Source organism: Bifidobacterium xylocopae, assembly GCF_003315615.1.
In the GTDB taxonomy this organism is placed as follows: Bacteria; Actinomycetota; Actinomycetes; order Actinomycetales; family Bifidobacteriaceae; genus Bombiscardovia; species Bombiscardovia xylocopae.
The window spans coordinates 1-21,501 of sequence record NZ_PDCH01000008.1 but is presented as its reverse complement, the minus strand read 5'-3'; the positions used below and the strand labels follow the sequence as shown (position 1 = coordinate 21,501).

The window sequence follows — 21,501 nt, the reverse complement described above, 5'->3', positions numbered from 1 at the left end:
CGATTTCCGGCAGGTCGAAGGCTATAGTGGTGAGGCATAGGAAGAGAATGGGAAGGTCCGGGGCCGCAAGGCTCTCAGGCCGTATCCGCGGCGGTTCGATGTTGGACGACGCGGTGCAGAGGTGAAGGTGAGCGATGAGCGGGAAGCACACTGGCGGCAAGGGCACGCACGAGGGCCGGCTGGTCTCCTCGGGGCCGGGAGGGTCCGGACCCGGGCCATTGACGGGCGGGCAGGCCCGGCAGGATGGGGATTCCGGCCCCGCAAACGGGATTGAAAGTTCCGGGCGGTATCAGCCACGGGCCAATCCGAAGGCGGCTTACCCCTACGCTTCGGGTAATCCGGGAACCAGCGGTTACGCGGGGTATGGCACGGGCTCCCAGGACTGGCGGGCGCCCGGCACGGCTCCTGCCGAAGGCCAGCCCGGCAGGACCGGAAACCCTTCGCCCTCATTCGGCCTGCCAACAACTCATGGCGGCCAATTCGACACGGGGGATGCGTCCTCGGTCGTCGATTCCGGCGGCTATCACAGCGCCCCCTATCCCTCCATGCGGCCAGCCGCGGCATCGTCCGCACCGGTGGGCCCAATGGGCTCCGCTGATCGCCAGGCCTACCAGCCGGCCGTGGGTTCATCCGCTTCGGCCTGGTCCGATGATTCGCACGCCGGCCAGTCGATACAACCAATTCAGTCACCTCAGCCGGGGCAGTCCGGTGCGGCGGCGCAGGGCACCCAACCTGGACAGTCCGCTTGGCGGCCTGAACCCGAGCCTGCGGCCCAGTCCTGGCTGCCATCGGCAGCGGGGGCGACAGGCGCAGGGTCGGGCCCTGTCCCCGTGTCAGGCACCTACACGCCTGATCCATACCTTGCGGGTTCGTCCGCCGGCCCGATTCCGGACATGGGTCCGGGTGCATCGTCAGGTCCGCTCGGCTCCTCGCCCTCGTCCGGTCCGGCAGGTGGTTACGGGGCCTATCCGGCTCAGGCACAGTCCTATGCGCCTCCACAGGGCGAGTCGTTCGCCGCCCCCATGCCGGCTCCGCAGACCGGCTATTCGACCGGTCCACAGTCCTGGGCCAATCCCGCCGCACCGACGGGACCCGGTGTCCCGGGCCCTGATTCGACCGGATCGGCCGGACCCGGCTGGCAGCCGTCGGCGCCCGCCGGCCCGGCACAGGGTTATCCGGATCAGAATCCCGCCGACGCTGGTTGGCGGCCGCAACCCCAGATGCCCTACCCGGGCCCCGGCATGGCCCAGACTCCTGGCACCCAGCCGGTGATGGGACGGAACGGCCAGCCGGCCTATCAGCAGCCGGCGCCGCCGATGAACCAGGGGAACCCTGCTCCGGCCGGCGGACAGGTGAAGGCGCACAGCAAGCTTGTCGCCGCCCTGCTGGGCATCTTCCTTGGGGCTTTTGGCCTGCAGAACTTCTACCTGGGCAATACGGGCCGGGGTCTGGCGCAGCTGATGATCACCTGTGTGGGTGCATTCTTCTTCTTCATCGGCCCCATCGTCTCCTGGGTCTGGGGCATCCTGGAAGGCGTACTGATCCTGTGCTCCAAGCCGGGGACGCGTCGGCACCAGGACGCCTATGGGGTGGAACTGGCCGAGTGAGTCGAGCGGACGGGGGAGGATGCCATGCCTGAGCAAACCTGCGCTTGCTTCAGGGGTGAAGCCAAACTCTCCGGCGGCAAGCTGGCAGCCATAACAGTCTGCCTGGCGGCCGACCCCTCCGCACCTACCGTACCGTCGCAGCCGGTTCGGATCGTGTCCTGCAGGATTGATGGCGACTTCTTTCTGGAGGGGGGCGCCGCCGCTGCCACGGTCATCGACCGGCTCGAACGGCGGATGGAGGGTTTCGCCCCACCGATCGAGCCAGGCCTGGTCGAGCGCGAGCTGGGCCAGGTCATCAGCGCGCACGAGGGCAGGCTGATCGGCGCGGATGCCGCTACCATGACCCGGGCCTTCCTGCGCGCCCTGAGCCAGGGGGGTGTACAGCCCCCCGAGACCGATGACAGGCCGGGGCCCGCCGTCGGTGGCAGCGGGGACCTGTTGCGGGTGGCTGACCTTGACGTGGCAGACCTGTCCGAGTGGCGGCGGCGCTGGGGGCACCTGCCCTTGCGGGTCAGCGTGGACGAACCCAGGCCGCCGGCCGAGCAGGTGGCCCTGGACTTGGCCATGGTCCGAGCCGTGCGGGAGGGGTCGCAACCGCCGACCCTGCGCATCTGGAATCTGACCGCTCCGACCGTTGTGATCGGCCGTTTCCAATCCCTGGGGGCCGAGGTGGACCAGGAGCGTGCGCGGGAGCTGGGGTTCACCGTCGTACGGCGGGTGACCGGGGGAGGGGCCATGTTCGCCCAGCCCGATGACGTCATCACCTATTCCCTGACCGTGCCCGCCTCCTTCGCCGACGGCCTGGACACGGCCTCCACCTACCGGCTGAATGACCTGTGGCTCCTCGAAGGGCTGGGCAGGCTGGGCTTCGACGTAGGCTGGTCGGGCATGAACGACATAGCCTCCAGACGGGGCAAGATCGGAGGGGCCGCCCAGCGGCGGCTGCCGGGCGGCCCCGGCGAGGATGGCGGCATCCTCCACCACGACATGCTCTCGTACCGGATGGATGCCGATCTGATGCTCCAGGTGCTCAAGGTCTCCGATGAGAAGATGCGGGACAAGGCCGTACGCTCGGCACGTTCGCGTGTGGACCCCCTTTCGGCGCAGACCGCCCTCGGCCGCCGGCAGCTGGTGACCGCACTTCTGGAGGGCTTGCCGGATCTGGCTCCCAGGGCCCGGCTGGCACCCGTGGGAGGACATGTGGTCTGCGCCGCCAGGCGACTGGCCGCCGAACGCTTCTCCCAGGCGGCTTGGACGGCTTATATCGTATGATGGATTGGGGTTTGGTCACCCGCGTGTGCCTTCCGGCACCCGTGTGGGGCCGGGCTCGTTCGACCGGATGCCGCCGTGCCAGGGCTGCACACGCACCGGTATGGACGACAGGTCAGACGAGACAGAAAGCTGGTCGGCGGTGGTGAGAAAGGTCAACGAGATTCCCAAAGAGGACAACGCGCTCTTACAGACCCCGCTGTTCAATCAGGCGGCACGCAGCGAAGCGGACCAGCTCATCGGGGCGTTGAAGGAATACACCTTGCCGAAGGGTGCGACGATCTTCCGTCAAGGCGATACGGACCGGCGCATGTACCTGTTGGAGCGCGGCAGGGTGAAGCTGGTGCGCCAGTCGCCCGACCGCCGCATCCAATTGCTGAGCATCCACGGCCGGGGCGAGATCCTGGGCGAGATTCCGGTCTTCGACCCGGCCGGCGGGACCAGGACGGCGTCTGCGGTCGTCATGGTCAATGACTCCAAGGTGGCCGCCCTGGAGCGGGACGACCTGTTCTCCTGGCTGGACCAGCACCCGCGTGTGGCCGTTGACATGCTCCAGGTCCTCGCAGGCCGCATGCGCGCCAACAACGAGCGCATCTCCGACCTGGTCTTCATGGACGTGCCGGCCCGCCTGGCCAAGACGCTGATAGACCTGGCAAGGCGCTTCGGAGAACCGTTCGAGCAGGGGCTGATGGTCCCCCACGACCTGACCCAGGAGGAGCTGGCCCAGCTGGTGGGCGCCTCCCGGGAGACCGTGAACAAGGCGCTGATGGACTTTTCCAACCGCAAGTGGATTTCTCGTAAAGGTCGTACCATCATCATCTACCATCCGGGTGCGCTGATTCGTCGCTCGCGCATGTGAAACAGGGTCGTACGGCCGCGGAAGCGGCGCGGCGGCAGGTAGAGCCACAGTCATAGAATGGAAGCCATGCCAGAAAACAAGAAGTCGATGACGGTCCACCGCTTTCTCATCCTCCTGCTCGCCTACCTGCTGTTCTGCGTGGCCGGTGGTGTGGTTGTCTCCGGTTTCCTTCTTCCCGGCGTCTACGGGGCGAATGCCGCGGCGAAGCGCATGCTGCCCTCCCTGACCGTCGAGAACGTCGACTTCAACGTCAACGACCTGCCCCAGCAGTCCAGGCTCTACGCCTCGGACGGCCACACCGTGCTGGCCACCTTCTACGCCCAGAACAGGGTGGTGGTGCCCCTCAAGGATGTCTCGGACCCCATGCAGAAGGCTGTGGTGGCCCGTGAGGACCGGCGTTTCTTCGAACATGCAGGCGTCGACACCCAAGGCGTGCTGCGTGCCTTCATCCAGACCTATGTCAAGCAGGGCGACACGCAGGGTGGTTCCTCGCTGACCCAGCAGTATGTCAAGAACGTGCTGATGAACCAGGCGGAGGAGAACAACGACCCGATCGCCGAATACCACGCACGCGAGGAGACCATCGCACGCAAGATGCGCGAGATGCTGATCGCGGTGCAGATGGAGAAGCGTTACACCAAGGCGGAGATTCTCCAGGGCTATCTGAACATAGCCCAGTTCGGCACCAACACCTATGGAGTGGAGACGGCGGCCCGCCGCTACTTCAACAAGTCGGCCAAGGACCTGGATCCCGGGGAGGCGGCCACGATCGCGGCCGTGACCAAGAATCCCTCCAAGTTCGATCCGACGGTGGACCCCAAGGCCTCCCAGGAGCAGCGAGACATCGTCCTGGACCTGATGGCCCAGGAGAACTACATCACCCCAGCACAGCGCGATAAGGCCAAGGCCAAGCCGTTGGAGGCCATGCTGCATGTGCAGGATGTGAACGCCGGCTGCCAGACCGCCGGTGACGCGGCATTCTTCTGTGACTACGTGTCCAAGCAGATCCTGAACTCCAAGGAGTTCGGCAAGACCCAGGAGGACCGCAACAAGCTGCTGAAAGAGGGCGGGCTGGATATCTACACCACCATGGACGTGAATGCCAACAACGCGGCCATGAACGCCGCCAGGGCCACCATCCCGGTGGAGGACCGGTCCGGCTTCGAAGTGGCCATAGCGGCGATAAAGCCCGGTACCGGCGAGGTGCTTGGCTTCGGCCTGAACCGCGTCTACGACGCGACCGAGAATTCGGGCGGTGGAACCCGTACGGCCATCAACTATGCGGTCGACCAGGTGGACGGCGGTGGTTGGGGCTTCCAGGTGGGGTCAACCTGGAAACCGATCAACATGGTGGCTTGGATGAAGGCGGGCAAGTCGATCAACCAAGCCCTGCGCACCTCGACCTCCTATCCTAAGAGCTCCTTCAACTGCACAGGCTCGGACGGCCAGCAGTACGCCTTCGGCACAGACTCCTGGCATGTGGAGAACTCGGGCGGCGGCACCACTTCACCCGAATCCCCCCTGCAGGGCCTGATCCGCTCCCATAACACGACCCAGGCCTCCATGGCCCAACAGATCGGTCTGTGCTCGATAGCGGACACCGCCCAGGAGATGGGGTATCACAATTCAGCCAAGGACCAGATGGACGTCCATTCGACCAACTCCTTCCAGCCGACCATGACGATCGGCTCCTCCTCGGCCTCTCCGCTGACCATGGCGAACATGTATGCCACGATCGCGGCCAAGGGGGTGGAGTGCTCGCCCATCGCCATCAAGAAAGTGGTCAACAAGGGCGGCAAGCAGATACAGGTGCCATCGGCCAACTGCCACCAGGCAATCGACCCGAACATCGCGGAGACGACCGCCTACGCCCTGAACCAGGGCGTCGTCCAGCCTGGCGGCGAGGCTTCGATGACCCAGCTCGACGGGGGTCGCAAGACCTTCGCCAAGACTGGCACGAACGAGGACACCTACATGCTCACGGGCGGTTTCGTGCCCCAGGTGGCCTCCTATGTGGCGGTCGGCAACGCCGAGGGATCGGTGTCCTTCAATGGCATGACCATCAACGGCATCACCCGTGGGGCCTGGTACGGCATGTACATTGCGACACCTGCCTGGAAGATGTTCATGAACAACTACCTGAACGCCGCCGGCATCCCCGCGGACAACGGCTATGGCAACCCCGACCCCAAGTACACCGGCGGTGCGCAGCCACAGGCCCAGAACAGCCAGCCCCTCCCCGGGCAGCAGCAACCCCGCCGGCGGTAAGTGGACGGCTCCGGCTTCTGGAATCCGCGTCGTCGCACGCATAGAATGGTGGCAAGGCTGCGCCCGACCGTACCGGGACCGGAATGCCAAGGGGTCCGGGGCGCACGGTTCAGCTGACGCTGAAACAAGGCGGTATCGCGCAATCAGAGCCGAGGGTGGATGATGACGAATGATGATGCAGTGACGAGGGGGATGGCAGCCGGGACCCGCAGGGGTGGACGCCATGCCTCGTCGGGCGAAGGGGCCGGCGCGGCGGTGGACAATCCGGTAGCTGCAGACAGCAAGGGGCGCGAAAAGGAACAAGCCGCACGGGTCAGGCATGCCGAGCGGGAGCAGGCAGCAGCCGCCCAACGGTCCGGAGCCCACGCGCCCGGGCTCTTCGACCCGATCGACCTGGGCCATGAACGGATTCGCAACCGCATATGGCTGCCGCCCATGTGCATGTACTCGGTGGCCCGCCAGGACGGCGTGCCCACGGACTTCCACTACCAGCATTACGTCTCAAGGGCCCTGGGAGGGTTCGGGATGGTGATTGTGGAGTCAACCGCGGTAAGCCCGAAGGGGCGGATCTCCCCCTGCGACCTGGGACTGTGGAACGACACCCAAGCCGAGGCGTTCCGGCGGATCGCGGCGGATGTCCGAGCGGCCGGCGCCCTACCGGTGGTCCAGCTCAACCACTCGGGCCGCAAGGGCTCCTCGGGCTGCACCCCCTTGGGATACATCGGGCGGACCGTGCCGGAGGGCGAAGGCGGCTGGCGGCCTGAAGCGCCCAGCCCCCTGGCCTATGGGAGGATGGAGGAGCCCACGCAGCTGAGCGTCGAAGACATACGGGGCGTGGTCCGTGATTTCGCCTCCGCAGCCCAGAGGGCGGTGCAGGCCGGATTCGGCGGTATCGAGATCCATGCCGCCCACGGCTACCTGCTCTCCGAATTCCTGGATCCGATTAGCAACCAGCGTACGGACGACTACGGCGGCAGCCTGGACAACCGCATGCGGCTGACCTTGGAGGTAAGCGAAGCGGTGCGTGCCGTCATCCCCAGGGGCATGCCCCTGCTGGTGCGGGTCTCGGCGACGGACTGGGCCGGAGATGGCGGCTGGGACCTGGCCCAGACCATCGAGCTGGCGCGGGCGTTGAAGGCGCGCGGCGTGGACCTGATCGATGTGTCGACCGGCCAGATCGTGCACGGGGTCCATACGCCGGCCAAGCCGAACTATCAGGTGCCCTTCTCCGAGCGGATACGGTCCAAGGCCCTGGTGCCCACTACCGCCGTCGGGCTGATCACCAAGCCCAAGCAGGCCCAGCGGATCGTCAAGCATGAGCAGGCGGATGCGGTCGAAATCGGGCGCGCCGGCCTGCGCGACCCCTATTGGCCCCTGCGGGCGGCCTATAAGCTGGGGCTGCCCACCGATCGCGCCCCCTATCCCGAGCAATACGTACGGGCGGCTTTCGGCACCAAGCGATGACACACACGTCCTCCCGCGCCCCCGCCTACGCATCCCCGACGGACCGGTCCGACCGGACCGCCGGCCTGGGCAGTGGCGATGGCGTCCTTGTGGTCATGCCCACATACAACGAGGCGGGTACCATCGGGCGGACCGTCGGCCAGGTGCTCGAAGCCTGTCCGGACATCTCGATCGTGGTGGTCGATGACGGTTCGCCCGACGGCACCGGCCGCCTGGCCGATTCCATCGCCGCCGGTGATCGGCGTGTGCACGTGATGCACCGGGAGGGACCCAGGGGGTTGGGCCCGGCCTACCTCGCAGGGTTCGCCTGGGGTCTGGAGCGGGGGTTCGCCGTCATCTGCGAGATGGACATGGACGGCTCCCATCGCCCGCAGGACCTGCCCCGGCTGCTGGCCCTGCTGGACCGGCGCCCCCAGGTGGCCCTGGTCTTAGGCTCCCGTCGGGTCAGCGGCGGTGCCACTGCGGGCTGGCCCTGGTACCGTGACCTGATCTCGCGACTGGGGTCCTGGTACGCCAGGCACGCCTTGGGGATCCGGGTGCGGGATGCGACCGCCGGTTTCCGGGCCTACCGGTCCTGGGCCTTGCGCCGGGTGGACCTGGGGAGCGTGGAATCCTCCGGCTATGTCTTCCAGATCGACATGCTCCGTCGCATCCTCGCAGCAGGCGGCATAGTGGTGGAGCTGCCCATAGTGTTCGTCGAGCGCACGCAGGGTGTGTCCAAGATGGGGCCGTCCATCGTCCTGGAGGCCATGGTCAGGGTCACCGGATGGGGGCTTGAGCGGGTCCGTGGATGCTTCGGCCGAGGCCCCGCAGGCCGCTGACGGCGTGTGCGTTTCCCTGCCGAATCACACACATGCGGTCCTGGCTGTGCGGTTCGCGGAGCGGGCGAATAGTCGCCGAATGGGCGGACCATGCGGTGATAGCAGCGGTTTGGCGGGGTTTCGTGCCGTTTTCCAGGCCTGCATGACAGCGGCTTGCTCAGATGGTTGAATGTGTGCGATAATGTTCATATGATTTCTTCACAGCGGCAGCATCTCATCCTGAACCGGCTTCGAACCCGTGGCGCTGTCAGAATCACGGCCCTATCCAAGGAGCTTGGGGTCTCGGCGATGACCATCCGGCGCGACATCGCCGACTTGGCCGACAAAGGCCTCCTCAAGCGGGTGCATGGCGGTGCCGTGACCACCTCCTCGCTGCTGGCCGAGCCCCTGTTCTCCGTCAAGTCGCAGATGGACATGGGTTTGAAGGACTCCATCGCCCGCCGTGCGATCTCCTACGTCTCGCCCGGCGACGTGATAGCCATCGGCGGCGGCACCACGGCTTATGTCTTCGCCCAGCACCTGCTCGAATCGCGCCGGTGCGAGGGCATCACCATACTCACCAACTCCATACCGGTTGCTGAACTGGTCCAGGCCATGGAAAGCAAGGAGGTGGAGGTGATCGTCACCGGGGGCGTCATCACCCGTTCCAACTCCCTGGTCGGTCCGATCGCCGACAAAGTCGTGGCCTCCCTGCGCGTCAACACCGTCTTCCTCGGCACCCACTCGGTCTCGATTCCGAGGGGGTTCCTGATGCCCAACTCCTTGGAGGCCGCCACCGACATGGCCCTGATGGACATCGCCGACCGCACCATCATCCTGACCGACCACACCAAATGGTCCTGCACGTCCCTGTCCCTGTTCGCCTCCTTCGACCAGGTGGACACGGTGGTCACCGACGACGGCCTGGACCAGGCTTCGGCGGACGAGACCCGCGCCTTGGTGCGCGAACTGGTCCTGGCCCCCACGGACCAGGAGGGCGGTGCGGTCGCCGCCGAAGGCGGGGAATAAGGCCGGCAGGGTCGCACAGGCTTGTACCCGCAGGCGCCACCGTCGTGGGCCTACGAGCGTGAACAAAAGAGCAGGAAGGCAGGTTTCCATGAGCCGCAAGGAAGAGGCAGGGTCCGGGGCTTACGAGTTCGAGCGGTACCATCCCGGGGCCTATGCGCGCGCGCATATCCGCATCACCCCGACCATTCTGTCCGATGGGCGGCAGTTCTTCTACTTGGACGATGACCCCGCGTACGTCTCGGGGGCCAGGACCCGCGAGTTGAAGGACCCCCGTCCGCTGGCCGACCGGTTCGCCCCCGGTGTGGACGCCGACGGCAACCCCGCCCCCGTCCAGGCCCCGCAGATGAGGCGGGACCCCTTGACCGGCGACTGGATACCGATGGCCACGGCCCGCATGAACCGCCCGATCACCGCAGGCCCCGGCGCGACGGCCAGCGGGAACCCGTTGGCGGCCCGCAAGCCGGGCGACCCCTATCAGGACGGCGAAGTGCCGGACACCGACTATGACGTCGTCGTGTTCGAGAACCGTTTCCCCTCCATGATGCAGGTCCCCGGGGCCGGCACCGCGACCTCCTATGTGGATGGCAACCCCCTGTGGCCGCGGCGCGAGGCCAACGGCCGCTGTGAAGTGGTCTGCTTCGACCCGGATGAATCCTCGCTGCCCGCCGAGCTGCCGGTAAGGCGGCTCCGCACGGTCGTGGAGGCCTGGGCCTTCCGCACCGCTGAGCTGAGCGCTTTGGACGGCATCGAGCAGGTCTTCCCCTTTGAGAACCACGGGCAGGAGATCGGCGTCTCCCTGGCCCATCCGCATGGCCAGATCTACTCATACCCCTTCATCGCGCCGCGCCTGGAGGCCGAGCTCCGGCAGAGCGAGGCCTATCACGAGCGCACCGGAGGGAATCTTCTGAAGGACATCCTGGCCGCCGAACTGGAGGCCGGCGAACGCGTGATCATGCGCAACCACTCCTGGGTGGCATACGTGCCGGCGGCTGCCCGCTGGCCCCTGGAGGTGCATGTGGCCCCGGTGCGTGACGGTGTGCTGTCGATCGACCAGCTGGATGACCAGGAGCGGTGGGACCTGGCACAGATGTACTCGACCCTGCTCAGGCGCGGCAACGCCTTCTTCGACAAGGGGGACGGCCGGGGGATGGACCTGCCTTACATAGCGGCCTGGCATCAGGCCCCGGTGCGGGACGCGCGCCGGGTGAACTACCGGCTGAACCTGCAGTTCTTCTCCTTCCGGCGGGCCGCGAACAAGATCAAGTACCTGGCGGGATCCGAGTCCGGCATGGGAGCCTGGATATCCGACACCACACCCGAGCGGATCGCCGGCCGCTTCCACGAGCTGGGTCCGGTGGACCTGGCCGACCGGGGCTGAGGCACCCGTCAGGCAAGGCCGTGCATTGCGGTCGCGGCGCGGGCCGTGGCGGAAGTCGTACACGATGGAGCACGCAAAGGAGCGAGGACGATGAAGACTGTGGAATTCGTGGAGGCCTTGTCCACCGGGGCCGATGGTGAGGGGGCCGGCCAGGCGGCCGCGCTCTTCAGCAGGACCTTCGGCAAGGCGCCCGACGGCGTATGGTCGGCGCCGGGCCGGGTGAACCTGATTGGGGAGCATACCGACTACAACGCCGGCCTGTGCCTGCCGATCGCCCTGCCCCACCGGACTTTCCTGGCCTTGGGTGCGCGCCGGGACGGGAGGGTGCGTCTGGTCTCCTCCTTGTCCCCGGACAGTCCTGAGGAGGCGAGCCTGGACGGGCTCAAGCCGGGTGGCGTCAAGGGCTGGGCCGCTTACCCGGTCGGTGTGGCATGGGCTTTGCGCCAGGCCGGGTTCGACCAGGTGCGGGGTTTCGATGCGGCTTTCGTCTCCTGTGTGCCGGTGGGATCGGGGCTGTCCTCATCGGCGGCCATGACATGCTCGACGGCCCTGGCCTTGGACGAGGTGTACGGACTGGGTTTCGGTGGTTCCGACCAGGGACGGTTGACCCTCATCGACGCGGCGATCAGGTCCGAGAACGACATGGCCGGCGCCTCGACCGGCGGTATGGACCAGTCGGCCTCCATGCGCTGCCGGGCCGGGCATGCGATCGAGCTGGACTTCCGGCCCGGATTGTCGGCCTTGGAATCGGCCAGGCAGGTGCCCTTCGACCTGCAGTCCCATGGCCTGGAGCTGCTGGTCCTGGACACCCGGGCCCCCCACCGGCTCAACGACGGCCAGTATGCGGCGCGCAGGCGCTCATGCGAGCAGGCGGCGCAGGCGCTCGGTGTGGGGAGCCTGCGCGTTCCGGCCGATCAGGTCGCGGCTTCGGACGACCCGGGGCGGGCCTTGGAGGCGGTGCTAACCAGGCTCGACGACCCCACCCAGCGCAGGCGTGTGCGGCATGTGATCACCGAGATCGGTCGGGTGGGGCGGTTCGTTGAGGCCTTCGGCGCCGGTGACGTAAAACGGGCCGGTGAGCTCTTCAACGCCTCGCATGATTCCCTGCGCGACGACTACGAGGTGACCGTGCCCGAGCTGGACGTGGCCGTGGATGTGGCCCGGTCCGAGGGGGCCTACGGCGCCCGCATGACCGGCGGCGGTTTCGGGGGTTCGATCATAGCCCTGGTGGACGCGGGGCGCTCACGCGACGTCGCCTCCGCAGTGGCCGACGAGTTCGGTCGCCGTGGTTTCGGCAGGCCCCGCGCGCTCGCGGCCCTGGCCTCGTCCCCGGCGCAGCGCGAGGGCTGAGCCGTCCCAAGGGTCCGCCCGGTGGACTGCAGGCCCCGTGGCCGCAGCGCCCGTCGGGGAAGCCGGGTCGGTCGCGCTCGGGGGAACCGGGGCCGTCCTTGCTGCAAGCGCTTGTATTCCGGTACTGGGGCCAGTGGTCCATGATAAGGTGTTCTGGCTTGTTCCGGCCCGATCACCGCCTGTGGCGTCCGGGCGGGGAACGAACCGGAAAGGTGGGGAGGATGGTAAGGGTTACCTTGCATGAGGTGGCCGTGGAGGCCGGGGTCTCCGACTCGACCGTCTCCCGCGCCTTGCGGGGTCTGGACAAGGTGGACGAGGGGACCCGAGCGCGCGTGCGCCAGGCGGCGGACCGCCTGCATTTCTCCTTCTCCCGGAACGCGTCGTCCCTGGCCTCCGGCAAGACCATGCGAATCTCCCTGCTGTTCTCCGACAAGCTGAACACCTGGTTCGACGCCTCGGTCCTGCAAGGGGCCTACGAGGTGCTCTACCCCCAGCGCTACGACCTGATCCCCAGTACGGTGAGCACCTATGAGCAGCTGAGCGCCTTCTTCTCCCGCCTGCCCGCCGACCGCAACGTCGACGCGGTCATCGTGGCCTCAATCAACCTGGGGAGCGGGGAAACGGACATCCTCAAACGGCTGACCATCCCCACGGTCGGCCTGGACTCCAGGACAATCGAAGGCTTCGACGCCTCCGTCCTATTGGACGACCGCAAGGGGATGCATGACGCCGTCGCCCTCCTCAAGCGGCTGGGTCACCGCCGTATGGCGTATGTGGGCATGCCTGAACCGGGCGATTTCGAATTCAGCTCCCAACGACGCGGCGACGCCTTCATGGAGTCCGCGCTGGCGATGGGCTTCCAGCCCCGCGACCTCCTGCGGATCGACGTGGGCAGAAGGGCCGACTACCGCACCTATGACGAAGCGGTCGGTTCCGGCGTCGCCAGGGTCCTGGCCCTGGACCCGATGCCGACCGCCCTGTGCGTGGAATCGGACGGATATGCGATCGCCCTGATCGGTGGGCTGCGCAAGTATGGAATCCGCGTGCCCCAGGACATGTCCGTCGTCGGATTCGATGACGCCGACGTGGCGGCCGCCGCGGACCTGACGACGGTCCACCAGAACCCGGAGGAGATGGCCCGATCAGCCGCGGACAAGGCTTTGGCGCTGATGAGGGGTGAGGAACCCGAGGAGCGGCACTCGCTGGCCGACCCCATCCTGATGCTGCGCGGCTCGACAGCGCGGCCCCCGCAGCGCGCTCGGTGAACGCTCACCGACCGCCGGCGAAGCCCAGCTGGCGCCAGGCCTCATAGATGGCGATCGAGGCGCAGTTGGTCAGGTTGAGGGAGCGCAGGGAGGGGCGCATGGGCAGACGCACCTGCTCGGCAACGTGCGGGCCGGCCATGATGTCCATCGGGTCGGGGATGTCGCCCGGTTCCGGGCCGAACAGGAGGATGTCGGAGGGGCGGTATTCCACTTCGGTGTAGAGCTTGGTCGCATGCGCGGTGAAGGCGATGATGCGCGAGTCGGGCATGGAGCGGACCAGGTCGTCGAAGTCGGGGTGCAGGACCACATGCGCCATATCGTGGTAGTCCAGCCCGGCCCGGCGCAGCTTGGTATCGCGCAGGTTGAAGCCCAGGGGTTCGACCAGGTGCAGGATGGAGCCGGTCACCGCGCACAGGCGGATGGCCGAGCCGGTGTTGCCGGGGATGCGCGGCGAGTAGTAGCACAGGTGGGGGGTGGAGGTGACCTGCCTGGCCGCGTCCGCCGCCTTCATCATGGCATCGGTCACCGAAATCGGGTTCCCGTGCGCGTCCGTGACCAGCTCGTCCGGCCCATAGCCCGCCTTGCGATACCCGTACTCATACATGGCCTCGACCCGCCCTGGGGCGTTGCCGTCCGACGTATGCTCTGACTGACTCATAACCCCTAAACCTAACCGCTTCAAGCGACAGGCGAACACGGTCCCGAAAGTCAGGCGATGCCCGGACAATGGGGGCTTATGGCACAGACGAAACAGGCCGGGTCACCGGATGCACGGCGGGCGCAGCGGCTGCTGGCGGCCTGGTGGGAGGGGCACGCGCGCGACCTGCCCTGGCGGTTCGGACGAACCACACCCTGGGGGATCCTGGTCTCCGAGGTGATGAGCCAGCAGACTCAGATGAGCCGCGTGGTGCCCTACTGGACCGCATGGATGAAGGCCTGGCCCACCCCGCAGGCGCTCGCCGCCGCCTCCACCGCCGAGGTGATCACGGCATGGGGGAGGCTGGGCTACCCCCGCAGGGCCCTGCGCCTGCAGGAATGCGCCAGGGTGGTGGCCGAGCAGTACCAGGGGCGGCTGCCCCGGGACTACGGGACCCTGCTTTCCTTGCCCGGCATCGGCGACTATACGGCCAGCGCGGTCCTCGCCTTCGCCTACGGGCAGCGGATCGCCGTCATCGACACCAACATCCGCCGGGTCCTGAGCCGGGTCTTCGCGGGAGTGGAATCGCACGGCGGCGCGGCCAGGCCGGCGGACAGGGAACTGGCCGAGCGGGTGCTGCCTCCGGAAGCCGACCGGTCCGTGGTGTGGAACCAGGCCACGATGGAATTGGGGGCCACGGTCTGCACCGCCAAGTCGCCGGCCTGCCAGGACTGCCCTGTGAATGGGCTGTGCGCCTTCCTGGCAGCCGGGCGGCCGGGCCTGGGCCAGGGGCGGACCCGCCCCCGTCAGCGCTTCCAGGGCACCGACAGGCAGGTCCGGGGGCTGATACTGGCAGCCTTGCGCGAGCTGCCCGCCGGGAGCGTCCTGCCCAAGGGGCGGGTGGAGGCCCTGTGGCCCGATGCCTCACAATTGGGCGCCTGCCTGGCTTCCCTGGACGAGGACGGGCTGATTGAGATCGAGCCGGGCGGGGGTGCGCGGCTGCCTTCCTGATTCGGTAGAATGGGTCGTATGAAGGGCAGGATCAGTGAACAACAGCGCAGGGTGTATCGCCGGCGCCGCATCGTCGCGCTTCTGATCGCCCTGGCCCTGCTTGTCGCCCTGGTGTGGGGGATCGCCACGGGTGTGCGGGCACTCAGCGCTTCGCGCGAGGCCAAGGCGACCACGGCCGGCGGGCAGGCCGCCGCGGTGGGGCGCGAAGGCAGGCAGAAGACCGGGAAAGACGCGAAAGGCAGGGCCGGCGCAAAGCCAAGCGTCCCCTTCTGCACGCCTTCGGACCTGGAGCTTTCCCTGAGCGCGCCCGAGCCGACCACCAATGTAGGCGGCTACGTGGAATTCACTGCGACCATGCGCCATAAGGGCACGCGGTCCTGTCTGGTGGATGGGTCGAACGCCTCCCGGGTGCTGGTCATCACCTCCGGCGATCAGACCATCTGGCGATCGGATTCCTGCCCGGCCGACAGCCGTCTTCTGCTCATGGCGCAAGGCGACCACGACGACCAGAAGCTGCGTTGGAACGCCAATTCAACGGGCGGCCAATGCCAGCCCGACGACCAGCTGCCCACCGTCAACGCCGGCTCCTACAAGGCCCAGCTGGTCCTGAAATCCAACAGCAAGATAGCCTCACAGCCCGTACCGCTCATCGTGCAGTAGATCGTGCAGTAGCCGCCGGGGAACAAACCAGCCGGAGGGGTGGGTCTCTGCCCGAGGCGGATTCGGCGGACGGGGGCGAAAGGCCCGCCGGGGAGGCGCTCTGCGCCTTGTGCTGAATTTGCGTGGGCGTGGTCTGATGGCCGTCCGCAGAAGGCATGGCCGGGGTATAGTGGGACGGTTCCGGCAGGCGTCGGGGGTGGCGTCCTGGTCCGGGTTTCAACGGTCGGAGTTCATAACGTGGGTGCCCCCATAGGCTCTTGGCGGGGCGTTCCGTGTCCCATGCTTCTAAGGTGGTGCCATCATGCGCGTCAGGCAGGTTGTCGCCCGGCTGTCGGCGGTCGTCGTCTGCGCCGCCATGGCCCTGCTGACGGTCTGGCCGGCGCAGGCGGATACGACCAGTTCGACCTATGACAGCGCGGACGACTTCGTGGCAGGCATCAACCCCGATCCCGGCAAGAAACCGAATCTCTCGCTGTTCAAGCGCCTGACGCAAATGGATGGGCACAAGGCCACGGGCTCCCACCAGGATTCCTTCAAGGCGCTCATGGCACCCGGCATCGGCGTCGAATTCACCCTGACCGAAATCCGACCCACCGGCAAGATCTCCGACATGCAGGCCACGCCGCCCAGCGGCTTCAGCACGGTGCCAGGCATGGTCTACAAGGGCACGACCGACAGCAAGGGGGCCATCCAGGTGGGTACGGGCACCGGACCGGGCGTGTGGACCAAGGACGGAGCGGCGGCCGAATTTCCGGCGGGCGTGCACTACTACCTGCTGCATGAGAGCGGCACCCCCTATTCCGGCTCGGACTACGCGGCGGCCAAGGACAGTATCTTCGGCCTGCCCTACAGCGCCAGGAACACCACGAAGACGACCGACGCGAGCGGCCGCGTGACCTCGACCACCTCGGTGGAAGGGTTCGTCTACAACCTCCACCTCTTCCCCAAGAACATGACGGAGAACCAGCTGACCAAGCGGGCCGTCGAAGTCAAGGACGCGGGCGGCCGGGTCCGCTCCGACCTGGTGGCCCAGGCGGGCGACACCGTCACCTGGGAGATAAACCAACGCTTTTACGACGGCAACACCGGCGGCGGGCTCAACCGAGACGGCAAACTCGACATGAAGGAGCTGGACGCCTGCCCGATTTCCGGTGGACACACCGACTGCTACGAACTCGCCGACCGGCTGCCTTCCTCGCTGGCATATGCGCAGGGTTCGTCCAGCGTGGTCGCCAGCTGGGAGGAGGAGGACGGCAAGCTGCATACCACCGATCTGGGTCGGTGCGAACAGAACTGGCAGAACGTGGCCGGCGCCTGGGTCGGCTCCGGAGGCCTGCCCCTGCCGCTTGCCCCCGGTTCGCCCACCGATGGCCCCATGGCCGCATCCCCGCCGCGCTGGCCTATGTACAACCAGGCGCCGCACAAGAGCCTGCTCATGTACGATTCATGGTCCGCAGGCACGACCTTCCTGCAGTACCGGTGGGTCCGCGATGACCTGGTCGCCGCCTTCCGCCCCGACCTGCCGGGCAGGCACCTGAACATGAAGGTGACCATCAGATACAATACGGTGGTGACCGGCCTGGGGGACTCCGAGGCCGCCCCGACCGGTGAGCTGCTCAACACCGTGTCCGCGGATCATGTGGACAACACCAGCGTCGCAGGCGGGGCCATTGCCGCCCGACCCGTCATCAGGGCCCAGGCCTGGGTGCTCACCGCCGGCTTCCAATTCGCCAAGACCAGCCGCAACGGTGACACCGGACTCAGCGGGGCGGTCTTCCGCCTGGCGAAGCCCGGCGACGGCAACCTGCACCTGGCCTCCGACGGCCGCTTCCACGCGGCGGGCTCGCCCCTGCCCAACGGGGTCAGCTGGATCCAGGCCACCTCCAACAAGACCAGTGATGAGTCAAGCGGCCTGCCGGGCCTGCAATCCGGTCCCACGAGCCAGGGCATCGTCACTTTCACCGGCATACCGGTCCTGGGGGCGGACGGCAAGGTCAAGCCGGCCGGAGACCTGAGATACGACCTGGTGGAGGTGACCGCGCCCAGGGACAGGAACGGCACGGTCTACCGTTTCAGCAGCCGGCCCTTCTCCAGCGTGGACCTCGGCGAGTATGCGGGCCGCACCCCGGAGGCGATCGTGCAGGGCCGCACCAGGCTGGCCGCGAACATGGGCAGACTGGTCTTCGGTGAATTCGAGGCCAACCTGTCGAATGCGCCGGCCGGCAGCTACCAGGACCTGAACGGGGATCCCGTGACCCGGGGCGTGGTCAACTGGAAGCCGGACGAATCGGCCCCGGAGAGGGTGGGCTCACTGCCATTGACCGGGGGGATCGGCATAGCACTGATGCTGCTCGCCGGAACGACCATCATGGCCGTCATCGGATACCAGGCGCACAGGCGTCTCATCTGGGACGGATTGCCCTACGGGCACCATAGGGCGGCATAGCGGTTCGCCTCCGGCGGTGCGGCCGGGGATCGGTATGGCCGTACCGCGTCCGGTGCGGGGCGGTCCCGGGTTTGCGGGTGAGCTGGCCTGCTTTCTGTTCGCGTGTCTGTGCCTGGACGGGTCCGGTCGTGGGGGTCCATCCTGGTTGCCGGGTGGTGATTGGTCGGTCCCTGTCTGCGTGTCTGCATTGCGCTGGGTGTTTTACTTTGGTGGCTTCTCTTATGCAAGTATGCAAGGCCTTGTGCGAAACAATGGAGGGTGGTCCGGCGGTGGGGCCGGGCGGGCTGGAGGGTGCGGGTGGGGGTTGGTGTTCGTGTGCCGGTGGGTATGGGAGCGGCCCGGTGGTGTGTGTTGCCGCCGGGCCGTGGTGTGTGTGTCGCTCCTGGGTGTTTAGGCGCTGATGGTGGTGTGTCTGCCTGGCTGGTGTCTGCGGGCGTGTTGGTGGGCTGTGGTGGTGAGGGCGGCCAGGGTGGTGAGCAGTAGGAGGGTGCCTCCGCTGAGTCGTTGGATGGGTATGCTGCCGGCTTTGGGCAGGGTGTATTGGTGGGTGTAGGTGTAGGTGAGTGGGTAGTCGGGTTGGGGTTGGCCTCCTAGGGTCCAGTGGATGTTGGCGGTGACCTGTCCGTCGGGGTGGGCCGGTGCTGTGGTGTCCCAGGTGTGGCTGCCGGTGTTCCAGGCGGGTGGGGGTGTGGCGTCGTTCCTGTCGAGGGTGATGCCGGTGACCGCGATGGTGCGCAGTCCGGCGGGGACGGGCGTGTGCTTGTCGGCGTTGTCATAGTTGGGTGGGTTGGTGCCGTTGCTGTTGTCGCCGAGCTGGCCGGCGTTGTTCGATCCCCAGCTGTATGCGTGTGCGTTGCTGTCCATGGCGAGGCTGTGCCCCCAGCCTGCGCTGATGGTGGTCCAGGTGGTGTTGGGGGCCGGGTCGTGGACGCGTACGGGGGTGTGTTTGTCGGCGTTGTCATAGTTGGGTGGGTTGGTGCCGTTGCTGTTGTCGCCGAGCTGGCCGGACCGGTTCCATCCCCAGCTGTATGCGTGTCCGTTGTTGTCGATGGCGAGGCTGTAATTGTAGCCTGCGTTGATGGTGGTCCATTTGGTGTCGGCGGCCGGGTCGGTCACGCGTACGGGGGTGTTCTTGTCGGCGTTGTCATAGTTGGGTGGGTTGGTGCCGTTGCTGCCGTTGCCGAGCTGGCCGTTTATGTTCCATCCCCAGCTGTATGCGTGTCCGTGGTTGTCGATGGCGAGGCTGTGCCCGGTGCCTGCGCTGATGGTGGTCCATTTGGTGTCGGCGGCCGGGTCGGTCACGCGCGCGGGCGTGGGGTGGGGGTTGCGGTCGTTGCTGCCGTTGCCGAGCTGGCCGCCGCTGTTCCATCCCCAGCTGTATGCGTGTCCGTTGCTGTCGATGGCGAGGCTGTGGTAGTCGCCTGCGCTGATGGTGGTCCAGGTGGTGTTGGCGGCCGGGTCGATGATGCGCGCGGGCGTGGGGTTGATGCCGCCGCTGCTGCCGTTGCCGAGCTGGCCGGAGTCGTTTCGTCCCCAGCTGTATGCGTGTCCGTTGCTGTCGATGGCGAGGCTGTGGTAGCCGCCTGCGCTGAGGGTGGTCCAGGTGGTGTCGGCGGCCGGGTCGGTGACGCGCGCGGGCGTGGGGTGGGGGGTGTAGATGTTGTCGTCGCTGCTGCCGTTGCCGAGATTGCCCCAGCCGTTGCCTCCCCAGCTGTATGCGTGTCCGTCGTCCCCGATGGCGAGGCTGTAGTTGTTGCCTGCGCTGACCTGGGTGAAGCGCACGCCGGCCGGCGTGTGCACGCGCACCGGCGTGTTGCGCCAGGAGGTGGTGGTGCCGTCGCCGAGCTCGCCGTGGTCGTTGTATCCCCATGCGTAGGTGCTGCCGTCGCTGCCGATGGCCAGGGTGTGGTAGGCGCCTGCGCTGATTTGGGTGAAGTGGGGTAGTGGGGGGTTGGGGGGTGGGGTGATGTGGAGGGTGTTGCCGCCGGTGTCGGGTCCGCTGGCGGGGTTGAGGGTGAATTGCCAGGCCTGCCATTGGGCGGTCAGGGTCATGTTGGAGGTGACGGGTGTGTTGAAGTCCCAGCTGCTGCCGTCGGCCTTGGCCCAGCCGGTCAGCCAGTGGTGTTCCCATTCTGGGTCCTGCGGCCAGGTGATGGGCTTGGGGTCGTCGGAGTAGACGGTCTGGTCGGCGGGTGTGGGGCTGCTGGTGTGGCCGGCCGCGTCGCCCAGGCTGAATCGCACGGTGTATTGGGTGGCGTACGTGTAGTGCAGGGTGACGGTGCCGGTGGTGGTGAGGTTGCTGGCGATCACGTTGTTGTTGGCGTCCAGTCCTTCGTACCGGTAGGTGACGGTCACGTCGACCCTGCCGGGCGCGTGGGAGGGCAGGGTGATGTCCCAGGCGCCGGTCCTGGGGTTCACGCTCCGGTCGCCGGCGCCGATGGCGGCGCCGCCCACGCTGACGCCGGTGATGGTGTACCGGGGCGTTGCCACCCGCACGGGCGTGTTCTGGTAGGTGCCGGTGCCATCACCGAGCGTGCCGCCGTATCCCCAGCTGTAGGCGTGGCCGTGGTTGTCGAGGGCGAGGCTGTGCCCGTAGCCTGCGCTGATAGAGGTCCAGGTGGTGTTAGGTTGGCCAGCTGGGTCGGTCACGCGCGCGGGCGTGGGGTGGCGGTTCATGTCGTTGCTGCCGTTGCCGAGCTGGCCGAACTCGTTGTATCCCCAGCTGTATGCGTGTCCGTTGTAGTCGATGGCGAGGCTGTGCTGCCAGCCTGCGCTGATGGCGGTCCAGGTGATGCCGTGTTGGTCTGCCGGGTCTTTGACGCGCACGGGCGTGTTGCGGTCGGTGGTGGTGCCGTCGCCGAGCTCGCCGAAGCTGTTGGCTCCCCAGCTGTATGCGTGTCCGTGGTTGTCGAGGGCGAGGCTGTAGAAGCTCCCTGCGCTGATAGAGGTCCAGGTGGTGTTAGGTTGGCCAGCTGGGTCGGTCACGCGCGCGGGCGCGGGGTGGGGGATGCTGTCGATGCTGCCGTTGCCGAGCTGGCCGGCGTCGTTGTTTCCCCAGCTGTATGCGTGTCCGTGGTTGTCGATGGCGAGGCTGTGCTCGCCGCCTGCGCTGATGCTTGTCCAGGTGGTGTTGGGGGTCGGGTCGGTCACGCGCCCGGGCGTGGGGTTGACTCCGCCGCTGCTGCCGTTGCCGAGCTGGCCGTAGCCGTTGTTTCCCCAGCTGTATGCGTGTCCGTTGCTGTCGATGCCGAGGCTGTGGTCGTCGCCTGCGCTGATGGCCCTCCAGGTGGTGTCGGGGGCCGGGTCGATGATGCGCGCGGGCGTGGGGTGGGGGTTGAGGTCGCTGCTGCCGTTGCCGAGCTGGCCGTACTGGTTCAATCCCCAGCTGGAGGGGGTTCCGGCGTCGCCGGTGGCGAGGCGGGAATGGGGGGGGCTGGGGGGGGGGTAGAAGGGGGTGG

The 21,501-nt window shown here is 67.3% G+C and carries 15 protein-coding genes; 13 read left to right on the top strand and 2 right to left on the bottom strand.

Going from position 1 to position 21,501, the window contains the following annotated elements; all coding sequences use genetic code 11:
- The first annotated feature begins 134 nt into the window (after positions 1-134).
- The 10 genes from CRD59_RS04815 (at position 135) to CRD59_RS04770 (ending at position 13,289) form a co-directional block, all read left to right on the top strand.
- Entirely contained in the window at positions 135-1,607 is a 1,473-nt protein-coding gene (locus tag CRD59_RS04815) for a TM2 domain-containing protein (RefSeq protein ID WP_113853563.1), read from the top strand.
- 24 nt (positions 1,608-1,631) lie between these two features.
- Positions 1,632-2,879, top strand: coding sequence for a lipoate--protein ligase family protein (locus CRD59_RS04810; protein WP_113853562.1), 1,248 nt, complete (start codon positions 1,632-1,634; stop codon positions 2,877-2,879).
- A 100-nt stretch (positions 2,880-2,979) separates the two neighbouring features.
- Positions 2,980-3,735, top strand: a complete 756-nt coding sequence (locus CRD59_RS04805) for a Crp/Fnr family transcriptional regulator (protein ID WP_113853608.1) — start codon at positions 2,980-2,982, stop codon at positions 3,733-3,735.
- Between the two features lie 66 nt (positions 3,736-3,801).
- Positions 3,802-6,003, top strand: a complete 2,202-nt coding sequence (locus tag CRD59_RS04800) for a transglycosylase domain-containing protein (protein WP_113853561.1) — start codon at positions 3,802-3,804, stop codon at positions 6,001-6,003.
- Positions 6,004-6,162: 159 nt separating this feature from the next.
- Positions 6,163-7,467, top strand: a complete 1,305-nt coding sequence (locus CRD59_RS04795; protein WP_407923112.1) for an NADH:flavin oxidoreductase/NADH oxidase — start codon at positions 6,163-6,165, stop codon at positions 7,465-7,467.
- 95 nt (positions 7,468-7,562) lie between these two features.
- Complete coding sequence (locus CRD59_RS04790; protein WP_113853606.1) at positions 7,563-8,288, top strand: polyprenol monophosphomannose synthase; 726 nt, start codon at positions 7,563-7,565, stop codon at positions 8,286-8,288.
- Between the two features lie 171 nt (positions 8,289-8,459).
- Positions 8,460-9,296, top strand: a complete 837-nt coding sequence (locus tag CRD59_RS04785) for a DeoR/GlpR family DNA-binding transcription regulator (protein WP_113853560.1) — start codon at positions 8,460-8,462, stop codon at positions 9,294-9,296.
- An 88-nt stretch (positions 9,297-9,384) separates the two neighbouring features.
- A complete protein-coding gene (gene galT, locus CRD59_RS04780) occupies positions 9,385-10,674 on the top strand; it encodes a galactose-1-phosphate uridylyltransferase (RefSeq protein ID WP_113853559.1) in 1,290 nt (429 codons plus the stop codon).
- A 90-nt stretch (positions 10,675-10,764) separates the two neighbouring features.
- A complete protein-coding gene (gene galK, locus CRD59_RS04775) occupies positions 10,765-12,024 on the top strand; it encodes a galactokinase (protein WP_113853558.1) in 1,260 nt (419 codons plus the stop codon).
- Positions 12,025-12,245: 221 nt separating this feature from the next.
- Complete coding sequence (locus tag CRD59_RS04770) at positions 12,246-13,289, top strand: LacI family DNA-binding transcriptional regulator (protein ID WP_161522282.1); 1,044 nt, start codon at positions 12,246-12,248, stop codon at positions 13,287-13,289.
- 4 nt (positions 13,290-13,293) lie between these two features.
- Here the strand turns inward: CRD59_RS04770 and CRD59_RS04765 are convergent, their stop codons facing one another.
- A complete protein-coding gene (locus CRD59_RS04765; RefSeq protein WP_113853556.1) occupies positions 13,294-13,947 on the bottom strand; it encodes a tRNA (cytidine(34)-2'-O)-methyltransferase in 654 nt (217 codons plus the stop codon).
- A gap of 78 nt (positions 13,948-14,025) precedes the next feature.
- Here CRD59_RS04765 and CRD59_RS04760 point away from each other — a divergent pair, with 78 nt between their 5' ends.
- The 3 genes from CRD59_RS04760 (at position 14,026) to CRD59_RS04750 (ending at position 18,043) form a co-directional block, all read left to right on the top strand.
- Complete coding sequence (locus CRD59_RS04760; protein ID WP_113853555.1) at positions 14,026-14,937, top strand: HhH-GPD family protein; 912 nt, start codon at positions 14,026-14,028, stop codon at positions 14,935-14,937.
- Between the two features lie 18 nt (positions 14,938-14,955).
- Positions 14,956-15,597, top strand: coding sequence for a hypothetical protein (locus CRD59_RS04755; protein ID WP_113853554.1), 642 nt, complete (start codon positions 14,956-14,958; stop codon positions 15,595-15,597).
- A 301-nt stretch (positions 15,598-15,898) separates the two neighbouring features.
- Positions 15,899-18,043 (top strand): isopeptide-forming domain-containing protein, encoded by a 2,145-nt coding sequence (locus CRD59_RS04750; protein WP_113853553.1) that lies wholly within the window; start codon positions 15,899-15,901, stop codon positions 18,041-18,043.
- A gap of 390 nt (positions 18,044-18,433) precedes the next feature.
- Here the strand turns inward: CRD59_RS04750 and CRD59_RS04745 are convergent.
- Positions 18,434-21,501, bottom strand: a 3,068-nt coding sequence (locus CRD59_RS04745) for an RCC1 domain-containing protein (protein ID WP_113853552.1), incomplete at its 5' end; no start/stop codon positions are given.

What these genes read in the sequence shown, in the direction of transcription:
- CRD59_RS04805 (WP_113853608.1), top strand. Translation starts at nt 2,980, where the DNA reads ATGGACGACAGGTCAGACGAGACAGAAAGCTGGTCGGCGGTGGTGAGA.
- galT (WP_113853559.1), top strand. Translation starts at nt 9,385, where the DNA reads ATGAGCCGCAAGGAAGAGGCAGGGTCCGGGGCTTACGAGTTCGAGCGG.
- CRD59_RS04770 (WP_161522282.1), top strand. Translation starts at nt 12,246, where the DNA reads ATGGTAAGGGTTACCTTGCATGAGGTGGCCGTGGAGGCCGGGGTCTCC.
- CRD59_RS04815 (WP_113853563.1), top strand. Translation starts at nt 135, where the DNA reads ATGAGCGGGAAGCACACTGGCGGCAAGGGCACGCACGAGGGCCGGCTG.
- CRD59_RS04795 (WP_407923112.1), top strand. Translation starts at nt 6,163, where the DNA reads ATGATGACGAATGATGATGCAGTGACGAGGGGGATGGCAGCCGGGACC.
- CRD59_RS04810 (WP_113853562.1), top strand. Translation starts at nt 1,632, where the DNA reads ATGCCTGAGCAAACCTGCGCTTGCTTCAGGGGTGAAGCCAAACTCTCC.
- CRD59_RS04750 (WP_113853553.1), top strand. Translation starts at nt 15,899, where the DNA reads ATGCGCGTCAGGCAGGTTGTCGCCCGGCTGTCGGCGGTCGTCGTCTGC.
- CRD59_RS04800 (WP_113853561.1), top strand. Translation starts at nt 3,802, where the DNA reads ATGCCAGAAAACAAGAAGTCGATGACGGTCCACCGCTTTCTCATCCTC.
- CRD59_RS04765 (WP_113853556.1), bottom strand. Translation starts at nt 13,947, where the DNA reads ATGAGTCAGTCAGAGCATACGTCGGACGGCAACGCCCCAGGGCGGGTC.
- CRD59_RS04755 (WP_113853554.1), top strand. Translation starts at nt 14,956, where the DNA reads ATGAAGGGCAGGATCAGTGAACAACAGCGCAGGGTGTATCGCCGGCGC.
- galK (WP_113853558.1), top strand. Translation starts at nt 10,765, where the DNA reads ATGAAGACTGTGGAATTCGTGGAGGCCTTGTCCACCGGGGCCGATGGT.
- CRD59_RS04760 (WP_113853555.1), top strand. Translation starts at nt 14,026, where the DNA reads ATGGCACAGACGAAACAGGCCGGGTCACCGGATGCACGGCGGGCGCAG.
- CRD59_RS04790 (WP_113853606.1), top strand. Translation starts at nt 7,563, where the DNA reads ATGCCCACATACAACGAGGCGGGTACCATCGGGCGGACCGTCGGCCAG.